The organism is Paenibacillus arenilitoris, assembly GCF_014705655.1.
GTDB lineage: Bacteria > Bacillota > Bacilli > Paenibacillales > Paenibacillaceae > Pristimantibacillus > Pristimantibacillus arenilitoris.
This window is the reverse complement of record NZ_JACXIY010000002.1, coordinates 272,861-288,607: the sequence shown is the minus strand read 5'-3', so window position 1 is coordinate 288,607 and position 15,747 is coordinate 272,861. Positions and strand designations below refer to the sequence as shown.

14 protein-coding genes are annotated in these 15,747 nt (G+C 58.7%); 6 read left to right on the top strand and 8 right to left on the bottom strand.

Going from position 1 to position 15,747, the window contains the following annotated elements; all coding sequences use genetic code 11:
• Nucleotides 1-28 precede the first annotated feature (28 nt).
• Nucleotides 29-1,051: a LacI family DNA-binding transcriptional regulator gene (locus IDH41_RS02685; protein WP_190858036.1), complete on the top strand. Its 1,023-nt coding sequence runs from the start codon at nt 29-31 to the stop codon at nt 1,049-1,051.
• Nucleotides 1,052-1,103: 52 nt separating this feature from the next.
• Here IDH41_RS02685 and IDH41_RS02680 read toward each other — a convergent pair whose 3' ends face one another.
• A complete protein-coding gene (locus tag IDH41_RS02680; RefSeq protein ID WP_317890671.1) occupies nt 1,104-1,970 on the bottom strand; it encodes an AraC family transcriptional regulator in 867 nt (288 codons plus the stop codon).
• 147 nt (nt 1,971-2,117) lie between these two features.
• Here IDH41_RS02680 and melA point away from each other — a divergent pair, with 147 nt between their 5' ends.
• A complete protein-coding gene (gene melA, locus IDH41_RS02675) occupies nt 2,118-3,416 on the top strand; it encodes an alpha-glucosidase/alpha-galactosidase (protein WP_190858034.1) in 1,299 nt (432 codons plus the stop codon).
• A gap of 74 nt (nt 3,417-3,490) precedes the next feature.
• On the opposite strand, the gene IDH41_RS02670 is transcribed toward melA, so the two are convergent.
• From IDH41_RS02670 to IDH41_RS02660, 3 genes are all read right to left on the bottom strand, one after another.
• The gene (locus tag IDH41_RS02670; RefSeq protein ID WP_190858033.1) at nt 3,491-3,763 is read right to left on the bottom strand and encodes a DUF6171 family protein; all 273 of its coding nucleotides are present in this window, start codon (nt 3,761-3,763) and stop codon (nt 3,491-3,493) included.
• Nucleotides 3,764-3,774: 11 nt separating this feature from the next.
• On the bottom strand, nt 3,775-5,265 hold the full coding sequence (locus IDH41_RS02665; protein ID WP_190858031.1) for an alpha-N-arabinofuranosidase: 1,491 nt from the start codon (nt 5,263-5,265) through the stop codon (nt 3,775-3,777).
• Nucleotides 5,266-5,397: 132 nt separating this feature from the next.
• The gene (locus tag IDH41_RS02660; protein ID WP_190858030.1) at nt 5,398-6,186 is read right to left on the bottom strand and encodes an alpha/beta hydrolase; all 789 of its coding nucleotides are present in this window, start codon (nt 6,184-6,186) and stop codon (nt 5,398-5,400) included.
• A 215-nt stretch (nt 6,187-6,401) separates the two neighbouring features.
• On the opposite strand from IDH41_RS02660, the gene IDH41_RS02655 reads away from it, so the two are divergent.
• Nucleotides 6,402-7,385: an aldo/keto reductase gene (locus tag IDH41_RS02655; protein ID WP_190858028.1), complete on the top strand. Its 984-nt coding sequence runs from the start codon at nt 6,402-6,404 to the stop codon at nt 7,383-7,385.
• A gap of 163 nt (nt 7,386-7,548) precedes the next feature.
• Nucleotides 7,549-8,034 carry a C40 family peptidase gene (locus IDH41_RS02650; protein ID WP_190858026.1) on the top strand — a complete coding sequence of 162 codons (486 nt, stop codon included), beginning with the start codon at nt 7,549-7,551 and terminating at the stop codon, nt 8,032-8,034.
• Nucleotides 8,035-8,224: 190 nt separating this feature from the next.
• Here IDH41_RS02650 and IDH41_RS02645 read toward each other — a convergent pair whose 3' ends face one another.
• The 3 genes from IDH41_RS02645 to IDH41_RS02635 all read right to left on the bottom strand — a co-directional run bounded on the left by IDH41_RS02645 (nt 8,225) and on the right by IDH41_RS02635 (nt 10,538).
• Complete coding sequence (locus tag IDH41_RS02645; RefSeq protein WP_190858024.1) at nt 8,225-8,782, bottom strand: GrpB family protein; 558 nt, start codon at nt 8,780-8,782, stop codon at nt 8,225-8,227.
• 31 nt (nt 8,783-8,813) lie between these two features.
• On the bottom strand, nt 8,814-9,680 hold the full coding sequence (locus tag IDH41_RS02640) for a helix-turn-helix domain-containing protein (RefSeq protein WP_190858022.1): 867 nt from the start codon (nt 9,678-9,680) through the stop codon (nt 8,814-8,816).
• A gap of 201 nt (nt 9,681-9,881) precedes the next feature.
• On the bottom strand, nt 9,882-10,538 hold the full coding sequence (locus IDH41_RS02635) for an ATP-dependent DNA ligase (RefSeq protein ID WP_190858020.1): 657 nt from the start codon (nt 10,536-10,538) through the stop codon (nt 9,882-9,884).
• A 132-nt stretch (nt 10,539-10,670) separates the two neighbouring features.
• Between IDH41_RS02635 and IDH41_RS02630 the strand changes: the two genes are divergently transcribed.
• The gene (locus IDH41_RS02630; RefSeq protein WP_190858018.1) at nt 10,671-10,880 is read left to right on the top strand and encodes an alpha/beta-type small acid-soluble spore protein; all 210 of its coding nucleotides are present in this window, start codon (nt 10,671-10,673) and stop codon (nt 10,878-10,880) included.
• 198 nt (nt 10,881-11,078) lie between these two features.
• Nucleotides 11,079-12,269, top strand: a complete 1,191-nt coding sequence (gene fabV / locus IDH41_RS02625) for an enoyl-ACP reductase FabV (RefSeq protein ID WP_190858016.1) — start codon at nt 11,079-11,081, stop codon at nt 12,267-12,269.
• Between the two features lie 72 nt (nt 12,270-12,341).
• Here fabV and icmF read toward each other — a convergent pair whose 3' ends face one another.
• Complete coding sequence (gene icmF, locus IDH41_RS02620) at nt 12,342-15,629, bottom strand: fused isobutyryl-CoA mutase/GTPase IcmF (RefSeq protein WP_190858014.1); 3,288 nt, start codon at nt 15,627-15,629, stop codon at nt 12,342-12,344.
• Nucleotides 15,630-15,747 lie beyond the last annotated feature (118 nt).

Sequence of the window (15,747 nt, the reverse complement as noted above, 5' to 3'; positions counted from 1 at the left end):
TACGATTTAGCGATAAGGAGACAGACAGATGGTAACGATTTATGACATAGCGGCCAAAGCAAACGTATCCGCGATGACCGTCTCCAGAGTTATCAATAACACTGGCAAAATCAGCGAAAAGACGAGAGCGAAAGTAAGGCGCGTCATGGAGGAGCTGAACTACGTGCCGAACCAGACGGCGCGCAGCCTCGTGCTTCAGCAGACGAAGCTGCTCTTCCTGCTCATCACCGATATTATGAATCCGTTCTATACGACGCTGGCGAGGGGCGCGGAGGATGCCGCCAAAAAATCCGGCTACCGCCTCCTCTTCGGCAACAGCGACGAGAGCCTCGAGAAGGAAGCCGATTACGTGACGACGATTCTGACGGCGCGCGTCGACGGCGTGCTCGTCGCGCCCGCGGGCGACCCGTCGCTGCCGCATCTGGAATCGCTGCGGAGGCATCATGTGCCCTTCGTCCTGCTCGACCGCGAGGTGCCCGGCATCGAATGCGACATCGTGCTCGGCGACAGCAAGGACGGCGCGCGGCGGCTCGTCGAGTACCTGATCGAGCGCGGTCACCGCCGCATCGCGATGGTGAACGGCTCCTCGTCGATCTCCAGCGCGCGCCTCAGGCTGCAGGGCTACCAGGAGGGGCTCAAGCTGAACGATCTCCCCTGCGACGAGCGGTACGTGTATGAAACAAGCTTCGGGCCATTGAAGGATCTGACGGAGATGGAGCAGTGGATCGAGCGGATGGACCCGCTCCCGACCGCCATCGTCGCGGGCAATAACGTGCTGGCCATCGAGGCGATGAAGCTGCTGCGCGACCGCGGAATCGGCGTGCCGGACGATATGTCGATCGTCTGCTTCGACGATTTGGGGCCTTACTCGGAGTCCGAGCCGTTCCTGACGGTGGCCGCCCAGCAGGCGTACCAGTTCGGCTATATGGGGATGCAGATGCTCATCGAACGTATCGACGAGCGGGGCGCGGCGGCCGCGCTGCCCTGGAAGAAAATCGTCCTCCCCGCCGACCTGATCATCCGCCGGTCGGTCAAGGATTTGGCGCAATAAGACGCCGCGCGTTGGTCCGCCAAATGAAGAAGGCAGGCAGCCGTTGACCTCCCTACGGCAGCCTGCCTTCTTCTCTTCTTCCCTTGCGGAATTCGGTCGGCGACAGACCGCTCCACTTGTGAAATTGCTTGGTGAAGAACAACGGGTCGTTGTAGCCTACGGATGCCGCGATTTGCGCGATCGTCAGCTCGCCCCCGAGCAGCTCCTCCGCCTTCTTCATCCTTATCTTGAACAGAAACTGCATCGGCGACAAGCCCGTCGCTTCCTTGAACAGCTTCGTCAGATGCGCCCGGTGATAGCCGAGGGTATGGGCGATCCCCTCGATGGAAAGCTGTTGTCCGTACTGCAGCGACAGCAGGCGAATCGCCTGGTCGATTTGCCGGAACGAACGGGAAGGCGGCGCCTCCGCCTCCGTCTCCGCCGGCTGCCGCAGCAGCGCCAGCTCGCTCAGGATGAGCCTCAGCCAGCCCGAGGCTTCCATATTGCCCGCCTTAGGGAAGTCGGCTCTTTGCAAGCTTTTGCGCAAGCTTCGGAACATCCGCTTCATCGCAGGCAGCGAACAGCCTCGGATGACGGTCCGATCCGGCGCGATGCCGATCGAAGTGAGCGATTCCTCCACGATCTCCCCCGAGAAGGCGACCCACATGTATTTCCAAGGGTTGCTCTTGTCGGCTTCGTATTTGACCAAGATGTCCGGGAAGATGACGAATACATCCCCCGTTCCGAGCGTATGCGATTCGCCGAGCGTCTCGTATACGCCTTCTCCGTCCAGCACGAGATGGATCAAGTAGTAGCCGTGCACGGCCGGACCGATGAAATGTCCGCCTACCGGCGCGCCTTGGCCGCTGAATAAAACCGACATTTCTCCTTTTAGCGGCGCCGCGTTAATGCTCATCGATATGCTATGATGCGTCTTCACCACTCTCCCCCCGATCGGCTGCTTCCACCATCATACTAAAGGACGCAACAAATCTCCATATATTGATTCGTTCCTTCCATACCCATTTCCGAGGGGTGTCCTTATACTGAAGGTGTCAGAACAAAACCGAATGGAGGAAAGTGAATCATGTCCAAAATTACGTTTATTGGAGCAGGAAGCACCGTTTTTGCCAAAAACATTCTGGGCGACGTCATGCAGACGCCGGCGCTGCAAGGCTTTGAAATCGCTTTATTCGATATTGACGCGGAGCGTCTGAAGGACTCCGAGACGATGCTGCTTAACATCAGGAAGACCAGCGGAAGCACCTGCCAAATCAAGGCTTACTCCGACCGGAAGGAAGCGCTCCGGGGTGCCAAATACGTCGTGAACGCCATTCAGGTCGGCGGCTACGATCCGTGCACGATTACGGATTTCGAAGTGCCGAAGAAGTACGGCCTTCGTCAGACGATCGCCGACACGGTCGGCATCGGCGGCATTTTCCGCAACCTGCGCACCATCCCGGTCATGCTCGATTTCGCGAGGGACATTAACGAGGTCTGTCCGGACGCGCTGTTCCTGAACTACACGAATCCGATGGCCGTGCTGACGAACGTCATGAACACGCACGGCGGCGTGAACACGGTCGGCCTATGCCACAGCGTCCAAGTGTGCGTACCGCATCTGTTCAAGCATCTCGAAATCGATCCGGCTGGCGTCAAAACCAAAATCGCGGGCATTAACCATATGGCCTGGCTGCTGGAGGCGACGCGGGACGGCGTCGACCTTTATCCGGAAATCAAACGCCGGGCGGCCGAGAAGCAGAAGGAAAAGCATCACGACATGGTCCGCTACGAGCTGATGCTGAAGTTCGGCTACTACGTGACGGAATCGTCCGAGCATAACGCCGAGTATCACCCGTACTTCATCAAGCGCAGCTATCCGGAGCTCGTCGACCGCTTCAACATCCCGCTTGACGAATACCCGCGCCGCTGCGTGAACCAGATCGAAGGCTGGAAATCGATGCGCGAGTCGCTCGTGAACGACCGCAATCTCGAGCACAAACGGAGCCACGAGTATGCTTCGTATATTTTCGAAGCGATCGAGACGAACGTTCCTTTCAAAATCGGCGGCAACGTCATGAACACGGGGCTGATCACGAACCTGCCGAAGGAAGCGTGCGTCGAGGTCCCTTGCCTCGTCGACAGAAGCGGCGTTACGCCGACGTACGTCGGCGACCTGCCGCCTCAGCTGGCCGCGCTCAACCGCACGAACATCAACACCCAGCTGCTGACGATCGAAGCGGCGGTGACCGGCAAGCGCGAACATATTTACCACGCGGCGCTGCTCGATCCGCACACGTCCGCCGAGCTGTCGATGGACGACATCGTCTCGCTTTGCGACGACCTGATCGAGGCGCACGGCAGCTGGCTGCCGAAGTACAACTAATCGCATAGCAAAGAGCCGGGCGGCGCGCGCCCGGCTCTTTTTGCCGTTACAAGCAAGTTGTCTACCGGCCCGGCTCACGCCAACTTCGCCCAGCGGCTGTCGCCGGGGAGCGGGCAAGCGCGGTCCTTGAATTTCGCGGCGATTCTGACGAAGCAGCCGCAGACGGCGCAGGTCGTGCCGAATTGCAGCTTCGGGCAGCCGGCGCACTGACGCAGGCGGCTCTCGTATACCTCGTCCGGAACGCAAATGTCCGAGGCGAACATCGGCGCCGCAAGCATCCGGTCAATCTGTTCGTCCGTCACGCGGTAGTCGTCGCCGCAGCCCTTGCACCGGCCGTTGCCGCTCATGCCCGCGCCGCCTAGACCGCCGACAGCTCGAGAACGGTAACCGACATCGGCGACAGCTTGGCGCTTACCGAAGTGCCGTTCACGGCAAACTCGCGGAATGGCTTCGGCGATACCGCATCAGGCTGCTCGAACGTATTATGCGCGTCTTTCGCCGAAGCGGTCAGCTCGGTTCCCGTTACGGTCAGGCCGCTTGCCGCCAGCCCGCGCAGGTCGATCGCGACCTCCGCTCCGTTCGCGTTGTCGAGGTTGCAGAGGCTGACGTGAATCCGACCTTCGGCATCCTTCGAAGCGGATACGGAGACTTGCGGAATGCTTTGGCCGCCACGGACGTACGGCTCGCTCTCGAACTCCGCCTTAAGCTGCGTCGCGTCCTGATGCACCTTGTACATGTCGAACACGTGATACGTCGGCGTCAGCACCATCTTCTCGCCTTCGGTCAGAATGACCGACTGGAGCACGTTGATCGCCTGCGCGATGTTCGCCATCCGGACGCGGTCGCAATGCTCATGGAAAATATGCAGCGTAAGCCCGGCGACGAGCGCGTCGCGGATCGTGTTCTGCTGATACAGGAAGCCCGGATTCGTGCCCGGCTCCACGTCGAACCACGTTCCCCATTCGTCGACGACCAGCCCGACCCGCTTGTCCGGATCGTATTTGTCCATGATCGTGGAATGGCGCTTGATCAGCTCGTCCATATAGAGCGCCTTATGCAGCGTGACGAACCATTCGTCCTCGCTGAAGCCGGTCGCGGCGCCTTTGGCGTGCCATTCGCCCGGAACGGTGTAGTAATGCAGCGAGATCGAATCCATCATCCGGTGCGCCTCGCGCATGACGACCTCCATCCAGTTGTAATCGGCCACGTTCGGTCCGCAGGCGATTTTGTGGATCTTATTGCCCCCGTAATTGCGCACGTAGGTCTGGTATCTCCGGTACTCGTCCGCGTAATATTCCGGGCGCATGCTGCCGCCGCAGCCCCAGTTCTCGTTGCCGACGCCGAAATATTTCAGCTTCCACGGCTTCTCCCTGCCGTTCTCCTCGCGCCACTGCGCCATCGGCGACACGCCGTCGAACGTCATGTATTCCACCCATTCCGACATTTCCTGCACCGTGCCGCTGCCGACGTTGCCCGAGATGTAAGGCTCGCATTCGAGCATCTCGCACAGCATCAGAAACTCATGCGTGCCGAAATGGTTGTTCTCGACGACGCCGCCCCAGTGCGTGTTGATCATCCTCTTGCGGCTCTCGCGCGGGCCGACGCCGTCCTTCCAATGGTACTCGTCGGCGAAGCAGCCGCCCGGCCAGCGCAATACGGGAATGTTAATGTTCCTCAGCGCCGCCACGACGTCGTTGCGGATGCCGTTCGTGTTCGGAATCGGCGAATCCTCGCCCACCCAAATCCCTTCGTAAATACAGCGGCCCAAATGTTCGGAGAAGTGGCCGTAAATGTTGCGGTTAATCGTGCCTGCCGGCATGTCTGCGTTGATCGTCACGCGGTTTGCCATACTCGTATCGCCCTCGCTTTCGTTCCGTTTGGTCATTGGATTAATATAATTATTTATTCAGTAATAAAATCATTAATCCTATAACCCAAATCATAAAGCGAGCGCAATCATTTTGCAACAAAAAAATGCCCGTTACTCCTTCTCGAGCGGCAGCCAATTCAGAAAACGCTGAATATGCTCGTCCCAATACCCCCACTCGTGGCTCCCCGGCCCTTCCTCGTACGTAAGAAGCGAATAACCGGACTGCTCGCAGGCGGCGCGGAACGCCAAATTGTCGTTGTACAGAAAGTCTTCGGTCCCGCAGCATTGATACAGCGCCGGCTTCGGCGAATCCGACTCCCCGAGGCGCGCGATCGAATGGAGCAGATCGTCCGGCGTTCCGGTAAGCTCCCGGTCGCCGTATATCAGCTTGAAATAGTGCTTCATGTGCGGAAGGCTCGGATCCTTGATATGGTAGGCCATGTCGAGCGCCCCGGACAAGCTGCCCGCCGCGGCGAACCGTTCGGGATGCCGGATCGCCCATTTGAAGGCGCCGTAACCCCCCATCGACAGGCCGGCCACGAAATTGTCCTCTCGGGCTTCGGAGAGCGGGAAGAACGAGCGGGCAAGCAAGGGCAGCTCTTCGGTCAGAAACGTCCAATACTTATTGCCGTACGCCATGTCCGTATAGAAGCTTTGGTGCACGTTCGGCATGACGACCGCGAGGCCGAGCTCCGCCACGTATCGCTCGATCGACGTTCTTCTCGTCCAGATCGTATCGTCGTCGGAGAAGCCGTGCAGCAAATAAAGCGTCTTATGCTTCTTCTGCCCGCCGCGGCTCTCCATCCCGATTTGCGAGGCGGTCTGCTGCGGCAATATGACCGTCATCGACGTGCTGAGACCTAATGTTTCCGAGAAAAAATTGCATGTAAGCAAAGCCATCCTATTTTCCTCCCAGCTATTGTCGCTATCGCATTCCCTCTGTAATGTAGCACCAAAGGAGCATCGCTTGCAATCGATCGAATAGCGCGATTTTAAGAAAGATTTCAAACGCTCGGGTGTAGTTACTGAACTTTTTTTCAGTGCTTATCGCTGCCGGAAGGAACAAGGTATAATAGAGGCGTCAAATCTATTAAATAGGCGGAGGTTGATGCAATATGAAAATGATGCCGCTGGAGCGACGCGGACTATCAAGCAGCCGGCTGGCGCTGGGCTGTATGGGATTCGGCGGAAGCTGGAACGCCGAGGAGGCTTATACGTCCGAGCATGTTCTTCAAGCGGAACGCGCGATCGACGCGGCCTTGTCGGTAGGCATTACGTTCTTCGATCACGCGGATATTTACACGCGCGGCAAGGCGGAGTCCGTGTTCGGCCGCGTCCTGAAGCAGCGCCCCGGACTTCGGGAGCAGATCGTGCTGCAATCGAAGGCGGGCATTCAACTGGCGGAAGACGATCTGCCGGGCCGCTATAACTTCTCGAAAGAGCATATCCTGCCCGCGGTGGACGGCATTCTGGAGCGCCTCGGGACGGAATATATCGATATTCTCCTTCTTCACCGCCCGGACCCGCTCATGGAGCCGGACGAAATCGCCGAAGCGTTCACGCGGCTTAAGCTGTCGGGCAAGGTGCTCAACTTCGGCGTATCGAATATGAGCCCCGGCCAAATCCGGTTTCTGCAGCGCGCGCTGCCCGATCCGATCGTCGTCAATCAGATCGAGATGAGCCTGCTGCGCCACGACTGGATCGATCACGGCATGCACGTCAACCAGAAGGCCGGCCTGAACGACAGCTTCCCGGAAGGGCTTATGGAGTTCATGCAAATGGAGAACATCCAGATCCAGGCATGGGGACCGCTTGCGCAGGGCCGATTCTCCGGGCGAGTGTCCGAGAACGCTTCCGAGGCCGAGCTGAAGACGGCGGAGCTCGTGCAGGAGCTGGCGAAGCGGAACGAAACGACGCCGGAATCGATCGTGCTCGCATGGCTGATGAAGCACCCGGCTCTCGTCCAGCCGGTCATCGGAACGGTCAATCCGGAGAGAATCGTCGCGTGCAAGGATGCCGTACGCCAAGCCGAGCTCATGACCAGGGACGAATGGTATACGCTGCTCCATAACGCAAGGCCGGCCAACAAGCCGAAATAAACGCAGCCGGCAAGGTTGCATTAATTTTTTTTCATTTAATTCTCATAAATGCCCGCTTCCCGTGCGAAAGCTGCACCCGGGCTCTCATTGGCAATAATTGGCCATCCGCGGATATGGTATAGTCAAACACATAATACGAAACGCGGAGGGACATCATGACAGCATGAGAAAATCAAACCTTTTGAAATCGATTGCCAAAGCAGGCTTATGCAGCGCGATCGTCATGTCGGCCATAACGTTCGGAACTTTTGCGCAGAAGGCGCAGGCGGCAACGCCGGAAACGAGAGAGCTCATCGCCACGGGCAAGGAATACATCGGAACGCCTTATAAGTTCGGCGCGCCGGCCGGCGTTACATATGCCTTCGATTGCTCGTCGTTTACGCAATTTTTGTTCAAGGGCTTCGACGTTAAATTGCCCCGAACGTCGACGGCGCAGGCGCAGGTCGGCAAGAAGGTGGGCAAAGGCTCGCTAAGCATGGGCGATCTCGTGTTTTTCAAAACGAACGGCAAGTCCATAAGCCACGTAGCCGTCTACGCGGGCAACAATAAAATCATCCACAGCTCCTCCAGCAAAGGGGTTACCGTTACGAGCCTGGGCAGCAGCTATTGGGCGAAGCGGTACGTCACGGCAAGACGCGTGATCAACTAAGAGCGGCATAAAAGAAAAGAACGGTAACTGCAATCGCGGTTACCGTTCTTTTTTAAATATAAGATTCTATAAGTTTTGCACCTATAAATTAGCTTCTATTTCATCGCGAAACGAGCTTATGCCGCCAAAGGATGGCACCGAACCGAGCTGCGCTAGATGCAGCTTGCGGTTCGTGCGTAGCGTCAGCCGTTTACACTTGGCTTTCCCATACGTTCTGCCAGGGCAGCCCCTTCTCTTGCCGCGCAAGGTCGACGACCTGCTGGATGAAGGCGGTCTTCGCCCGCGTATATTGTTCGCCGTCCGATGGAAATTGTTCGGCCAGCCTTTGCTTAAGCTCGCCGTATTGCCTCACGAAATCCGGATGCGCCCGGAGATAATCGCGGAACAGCAGCTCGTTCCGCTCGTAGAATCCTTCCAGCGGAAGGATATGCAGATGGCCGGTCCGCACGCCTCCCCGCTTCTTCGCGAACAAGTAACGGCCCTCCATCCCCGTCTCGACGTAGGAGTAACCCGCAGGGCTCAGCTTATCCGCATAGACGGATGCTTCCGCGAACGGACGGACGGCCGCGAACATATCGATGATCGGCTTCGCCGCCTGGTTAGGAATGGCCGTGCTCCCCGTATGCTCGACCGCGGCAAGCGCCGGGCCCAGCGCTTCCGAGACGATCCCCCTCTCCCGCTCGAATTGCCGGGACCAGTCCGGATCGAACGGTACGACAACGATTTGCTGTACTTCCTGCTCGGTCATTTCGCATGCTCCTTCCAAAAAAGTTATCGAATTAGTCGCCGGTATGCCGCTGCCTGTATTTGAGCGGCGTCGTGCCCATAACCTTCCTGAACGTCGAAATGAAATAAGAGGGGGTCGCATACCCGACCTGCATCCCGATATGCTCCACCGATTGCGTCGTCGATTGCAGCAGCCTGCAGGCGTGCTTGATCCGGCGCGCGGTCAAATAATCGGATAGGTTGCTTCCCGTCTCCTCGCGAAACACGCGGGATACGTAATATTTGGACAAATGCAGGTCGGCAGCCAGCTGCTCGAGGCCGGCCTCCTCCGCGTAATGCGCCTCGATCCAGCGCATGATCCGCTCGGAATAGCGCAGAGGCCTGTTCCCGGACGCGCTTCCGCCTAGCTCCTTGTCCGCCGCTTGAATGCGGTCAGTCAGCTGCAGCATCAGAAGCGCGATCTCTTCCCGTTCCTGGCCTCTCCCCATGCGGTGCATCTCGTCGTACGCCGCCAGAATCGATTCCACCTGCGCCGCATCTCCGATCAAGTCATAAGCGGGCCCCGCTGTTCTCCCCTGCCAAAGCTTCATGAACAAGCCATGCCTAAGGGGAAATGACATGAGCCCTTCGGAAGCCGTCTCCGGGTCGAAGAAGGCGATGGACCGTTTATACGGCTTATCAGGGGTCACGCTCGCGAATATTTTATGCAGCTGGAACGGCTGGAACAAAAACAGCATTCCGCGCCGCAGCTCGTACGCGTTCTGATCCACGATAACCGAGCCTTCCCCCTCATGGACGAACAGCATTTCCATGCATTGATGCCAATGATAGAAGCCGGGATAAGACGAGATCGTACGGTGGCCGTGCGTCCATTGAAGCGACTGGCCGTCCATCTTGACGGGCTCGAACAAAAAATTCATGCTGCCTCCTGCTCATGGGCAATAAATACGATAGTGTGCGCTCCTCTTAGTATGGCAATTTTTGTCCGGTTTGTGAAGCCGCAGGAGATTTGGCCGCACCGACTGAAAGCGCTTTAGTTTTTTAGGGGGGAAAGACGTAACGATTGAGCGCCTTGAATAGAACGATTGCGGAGGGGCAACCTTATTTTATGCCCCTCCGTCTTACGCGCTGTAATCGGTCAAGCCGTCCGGATGCGGCCGGTTCTTTGCCGCCGCCTTCATGCTCGCGTATTCCGCATTCGGCACCTTCTGCCAGTCTCCGCCGCGTCCCTCGACGTAGAGGCTGTCCTTACGCTTGCAGGCGACGCCTTCAAGCCCCGACCGCTTCACGAGCTCGAACAGCTCCTCGCCCTTCCCGTCTACGAACATCAGCTTCTTGTAAAAGGCGTTATCCTCCAAAATGTCGCCCAGCAGCTTCCTGCGCTCCATGAGCGGCTTCTCCCTCAGATCCTCGCCGTTATAATGAAGAATATCGAATACGAAAAAGGTGACCGGAAACGTCTTCCTGGCGTCCCGTATCCGCGCATCCTTATTCAACCGGTACCGTTCAATCAGCGTATCGAATTCGATGGCGCCCGTACGCGGGTTGAAACAAGCGACCTCGCCGTCAAGGACGACATCGGCGGGCTCGCGCAAAGGAACGTTATGTAATTCCGGGTATTGCCGCGTCACGTCGTTGCGATGCCGCGTGTACAGCTTGGCTTTGTTCGCGAAGAAAGACAACTGCAGACGATGGCCGTCGACGATCGGTTCGAATAGATATCGTTCGTCGTTAAAAGGTTCGTAGCGCTCCGTCATAAGCATCGGATTCATAAACATAACGCCGCCTCCTTTGCGTGTACCCATTTTACCACGGACTTACGCATCGGAACGGCGGTAAATTAAGGTGCAACAAGGCGAATAATCCATTCCCGCGGGAAGCATAATAGGGTCAAAAGGAGGCGAAAACAGATGGCAAACCGATCCAATCAGCTCGTCATCCCGGGAGCTCGCGCCGCGCTTGAGCAAATGAAGTACGAAGTTGCCCAAGAGCTTGGCATCATGCTTCCGCAGGATGGTTACTACGGCAACATGACGACCCGCGAAATGGGCTCCATCGGCGGCTACATCACCCGTCGTCTTATTCAAATCGCGGAACAGCAGCTCGCTGGCCGCTACTAATTCGCTTACATAAATAAGCGCCGGGAAGGCCAGTGCCGCGTCCCGGCGCTTATTTGCGTTCCGATCGGCGAATAAATAATTGCCGGCGGACGCGCCGGGAACTTCCCTTTAAGGGCAAAAATCGGTAAAATGGGATAGAGTTGTCCCGCTACATAACAGGTTTCAAGCCGATTCCACCAGAGAAAGGAATATTCCGATATGATCATTCAACCGAAAACACGCGGCTTCATCTGCACGACGGCGCATCCGGAAGGCTGCGCGAAGCAAGTGACGCGCCAAATCGACTACGCGAAAGGAAAGCCGTCCATCGAAGGGCCGAAGAACGTGCTCGTCATCGGCGCTTCGACCGGATACGGTCTCGCATCCCGCATCGTATCGTCGTTCGCGGCCGGCGCGAACACGATCGGCGTCTACTTCGACAAGGCGGCCGAAGGCTCGCGCACCGCGTCCGCGGGCTGGTATAACTCGGCGGCGTTCGAGGAAGCCGCCGCGGCAGCCGGCCTGAAGTCGTACAGCATCGTCGGCGACGCGTTCTCCGACGAGATCAAGGCGAAGACGATCGACCTGATCCGCACCGAGCTCGGCAAGGTCGATCTCGTCGTGTACAGCGTAGCGTCTCCGCGCCGTACGCATCCGAAGACGGGAGAAACGTTCGCCTCCGTTATTAAGCCGCTCGGCGCAACGTACACGAACAAGACGGTCAACTTCCACAGCGGCGAAGTGACGCAGGCCACGATCGAGCCGGCCACCGAGGACGAGCTTCGCCAGACGATCGCCGTCATGGGCGGCGAGGACTGGCAGATGTGGATCGACGAGCTCCGCGGGGCCGGCGTGCTGGCCGAAGGGGCGACGACCGTCTCGTATTCCTATATCGGACCGGAAATTACGCACGCGGTCTACCGCGAGGGAACGATCGGCGCCGCGAAGAACGATCTGGAAGCGACGGCGCGCCGCCTGAACGATCAGCTTGGCGCGAACGGCGGTCGCGCGTACGTCTCGGTCAACAAGGCGCTCGTCACGCAGTCCAGCTCCGCGATTCCGGTCGTGCCGCTGTATATTTCCGCGCTGTACAAAGTGATGAAGGAACAAGGCATCCACGAGGGCTGCATCGAGCAGATGTACCGCTTGTTCTCCGAGCGTCTCTACGTCTCGGGCGAGACGCCGGTCGACGAGAAGGGACTCATCCGCATCGACGACTGGGAGATGCGGCCGGACATTCAAGCCGAGGTGGCGAAGCGCTGGGCCGACCTCACGACGGAGAACGTATTCGAGCTGTCCGATCTGGAAGGCTACCGCCGCGAGTTTTTCCAGCTGTTCGGCTTCGAAACCGACGGCGTCGATTACGAAGCCGACGTCGATCCGGAAGTAAGCATCCTGAATCAGCGTTAAATTTTCGCACGCAATGAGGCTCATATCGCCCGATAGACGCAATCGGGCGGTATGAGCCTTTCGTTTGCCCGGCTACATATTTCGGCGGTATTGTCCTCCCGCCTCGAACAGCGCGTTCGTCATCTGGCCGAGCGATGCCGATTTTACCGTCTCCATCAGCTCCGCGAAGACGTTGCCGCCGCCAAGCGCCACCCGCTTGAGCCTTTGGAGCGCTTCCGGGCACTCCTTCTCGTGCCGCTTGCGGAAGTCGCGCAGGTTCGCGATTTGGGTCTGCTTCTCCTCTTCCGTCGACCGCGCCAGTTCGATGTCGTAGACGGCTTCCCCCCCGTTCGGGTTAACGAACGTATTCACCCCGACGATCGGCAGCCGCCCCGAATGCTTTTTCTGCTCGTAATCGAGCGACTCCTCCTGGATTTTGCCGCGCTGGTACCCCGTCTCCATGGCCCCGAGCACGCCGCCGCGGTCGTTGATCCGCTCGAATTCCGCCAATACCGCTTCTTCGACGAGATCGGTCAGCTGCTCGATGATGAAGGCGCCCTGCAGCGGGTTTTCGTTTTTGGCGAGGCCGAGCTCCTTGTTAATGATCATCTGAATCGCCATCGCGCGCCGGACCGAATGCTCCGTCGGCGTCGTCAACGCTTCGTCGTAAGCGTTCGTATGCAACGAGTTGCAGTTGTCGTAGCTCGCCATAAGCGCCTGCAGCGTCGTGCGGATGTCGTTGAAATCCATTTCCTGCGCGTGCAGGGAGCGGCCGGACGTCTGGATATGGTATTTCAGCTTCTGGCTGCGCTCGTTGCCATTGTATTTGCGCTTCATGACGGTCGCCCAGATTCTGCGCGCCGCGCGGCCCATGACGGAATATTCGGCATCGAGCCCGTTGCTGAAGAAGAAGGAAAGATTCGGCGCAAAATCGTCGATCGCCATGCCGCGGCTCAAATAATATTCCACGTAGGTGAACCCGTTCGCCAGCGTGAACGCCAGCTGGGAGATCGGATTCGCCCCCGCTTCGGCGATATGGTAGCCGCTGATGCTGACGGAATAGTAATTGCGCACGCGATGATCGATGAAATACTGCTGGATGTCGCCCATCAGCTTCAAGGCGAATTCGGTCGAGAAGATGCACGTGTTCTGGCCTTGATCCTCCTTCAAAATATCGGCCTGCACCGTGCCGCGCACCGTTTGCAGCGTATTCGCCCTAATGCCGTCGTACTCCTCCTGATCCGGCTGACGCCCGCGCTTGCGTGCGAAGGCATCGGTCTGCTGCTCGATGGCGGCGTTTAAATACATGGCCAGCACGATCGGCGCCGGCCCGTTGATCGTCATGGAGACGCTGGTGGAAAAATCGCACAGGTCGAACCCGGCGAACAGCTTCTTCATATCGTCGAGCGTGCACACGCTTACGCCGCTGTTCCCGATTTTCCCGTAAATGTCGGGCCTCATGTCGGGATCCTGCCCATAGAGCGTCACGCTGTCGAAGGCGGTGGACAGCCGCTTGGCCTCGTCGTTCTGGCATAAAAAATGAAACCGGCGGTTCGTCCGCTCCGGCGTCCCTTCCCCCGCAAACTGGCGCTTCGGGTCTTCGTTCGTTCGCTTGAACGGGAATACGCCCGCCGTATAAGGAAAGAAGCCGGGCGCATTCTCCTTGAGCAGCCAGCGCAACAGCTCGCCGTCATCCTCCCAGCTTGGCAGGCTGACCTTCGGAATTTTACTGCCGGACAGCGTTTCCGCATAGAGCGCCGTGCGGATTTCTTTGCCGCGAACGTTCGTGACCAGCTGCTCCCGCCCATAAGCCTTCTTGATGCCCGGCCATTCCGCGAGCAGCTTCCGGCAGTCCGGATGCAGCCCGGATTCGTGGAACGCAATCATCTCGTCCAGCCGGTCCGCCAGACGCTTCGCCTCCTCCTCCGCCAACGGTCCATGGCCGGCTTCCGCCAGACGCTTCGCGCCTCTCAAATGAGCGAGGCGCCTCGCCGCTTCGACCTGCTCATCCGCAAAGCTCTTGTATTCCCGGACCGTTTGCGCGATTTCGCCCAAATAGCCGGTTCGGCTTTGCGGGATAATGTGGCCGCGTTTAGCCGCTCCGCCGATTGCGCCGATTGCGCCGACGACGCCCGCCGCCCAAGGACAGCCGGTCTTCTCCCCGATCCGACGCATCAGGCCGGCGAACAGGGCGTTCGTGCCGGAATCGTTGAACCGGCTCGCGATCGTCGCGTATACGGGCAGCTCCCCGTCCGGCGTCCCGAACAGGCTGCGGCTGCGCTTGTACTGCTTGCGTACGTCCCGCAGCGCATCCTCGGAGCCTCTGCGCTCGAATTTATTCAAGACGATCAGGTCGGCGTAGTCGATCATATCGATCTTCTCCAGCTGGGTCGCCGCGCCGAATTCGCTTGTCATGACGTACATCGACACATCGCACAGCCCGACGATGCCGGAATCGCCCTGCCCGATTCCGCTCGTCTCCACGATGACGAGAGCGTGACCGGCCGCTTTCACGATCTCGACCGCTTCGCGCACGGCCGCGCTCAGCTCGGACTTGGAGCCGCGCGTCGCCATGCTCCTCATATAAACGCGGGGGCTGTGGATCGCGTTCATCCGGATCCGATCGCCGAGCAGCGCGCCACCGGTCATCTGCTTGGTCGGGTCGATGGACAGAATCGCGACGGAGAGGTCCGGGAACTGCTCGAGGAAGCGGCGCACCAGCTCGTCGGTGAGCGAGCTTTTGCCCGCTCCTCCGGTGCCCGTAATGCCGAGTATCGGAACGGCTGTACCCGGGGTTGGGAACGCTTTCCTTAATGCGGCGCCGACGGTCCGGGCCGAGCCCTCCTTCGCCACCGCTTCCTCCGCAAGCGTGATCAGCCTGGCGGCGGCGCCCCAGCCGTCTCCGGTTCGCAGCTTTTCCAGCTCCCGCTCGAGCTGCTTCGGCGTCGCAAAATCGGCCGCCCGGAGCATTTCGTTGATCATGCCCTGCAAGCCCAGCACGCGGCCGTCGTCGGGCGTGAAAATTTTGGCGATGCCGTAGCCGATCAACGCCTTCGCTTCGGACGGCACGATGACGCCGCCCCCGCCGGCGAAGATGCGGATATGTCCCGCGCCGTAATTGACGAGCAGGTCGTGCATATATTTCAAATATTCGACATGGCCGCCCTGATACGAGCTGACCGCGATCCCCTGCGCGTCCTCCTGAATCGCCGCATGGACGACCTCCTCGGCGGACCGGTTATGCCCGAGATGAACGACCTCGGCTCCGGAAGCCAGCAAAATTCTTCGTATGATGTTAATCGTTGCGTCATGACCGTCGAATAAGGCAGCAGCCGTAACAAAACGCACAGGATGTGCCGTTCGGTAAGCTTGCGTTTCCAACGCGCATTCCACCTTTGTTTACCGTCTTGCTTAACTCTACGTGCCCTTCGGGGGGAATATGTGCCGCCGGCGGAATTGGACATTGTCCCGCACTCGGCCAATCTGATAGGATGGGAAA

Excerpts from the sequence above, each read along its gene's own strand:
- IDH41_RS02685 (WP_190858036.1), top strand. The coding sequence starts at position 29 with ATGGTAACGATTTATGACATAGCGGCCAAAGCAAACGTATCCGCGATG.
- melA (WP_190858034.1), top strand. The coding sequence starts at position 2,118 with ATGTCCAAAATTACGTTTATTGGAGCAGGAAGCACCGTTTTTGCCAAA.
- IDH41_RS02670 (WP_190858033.1), bottom strand. The coding sequence starts at position 3,763 with ATGAGCGGCAACGGCCGGTGCAAGGGCTGCGGCGACGACTACCGCGTG.
- IDH41_RS02665 (WP_190858031.1), bottom strand. The coding sequence starts at position 5,265 with ATGGCAAACCGCGTGACGATCAACGCAGACATGCCGGCAGGCACGATT.
- IDH41_RS02660 (WP_190858030.1), bottom strand. The coding sequence starts at position 6,186 with ATGGCTTTGCTTACATGCAATTTTTTCTCGGAAACATTAGGTCTCAGC.
- IDH41_RS02655 (WP_190858028.1), top strand. The coding sequence starts at position 6,402 with ATGAAAATGATGCCGCTGGAGCGACGCGGACTATCAAGCAGCCGGCTG.
- IDH41_RS02650 (WP_190858026.1), top strand. The coding sequence starts at position 7,549 with ATGAGAAAATCAAACCTTTTGAAATCGATTGCCAAAGCAGGCTTATGC.
- IDH41_RS02645 (WP_190858024.1), bottom strand. The coding sequence starts at position 8,782 with ATGACCGAGCAGGAAGTACAGCAAATCGTTGTCGTACCGTTCGATCCG.
- IDH41_RS02640 (WP_190858022.1), bottom strand. The coding sequence starts at position 9,680 with ATGAATTTTTTGTTCGAGCCCGTCAAGATGGACGGCCAGTCGCTTCAA.
- IDH41_RS02635 (WP_190858020.1), bottom strand. The coding sequence starts at position 10,538 with ATGTTTATGAATCCGATGCTTATGACGGAGCGCTACGAACCTTTTAAC.
- IDH41_RS02630 (WP_190858018.1), top strand. The coding sequence starts at position 10,671 with ATGGCAAACCGATCCAATCAGCTCGTCATCCCGGGAGCTCGCGCCGCG.
- fabV (WP_190858016.1), top strand. The coding sequence starts at position 11,079 with ATGATCATTCAACCGAAAACACGCGGCTTCATCTGCACGACGGCGCAT.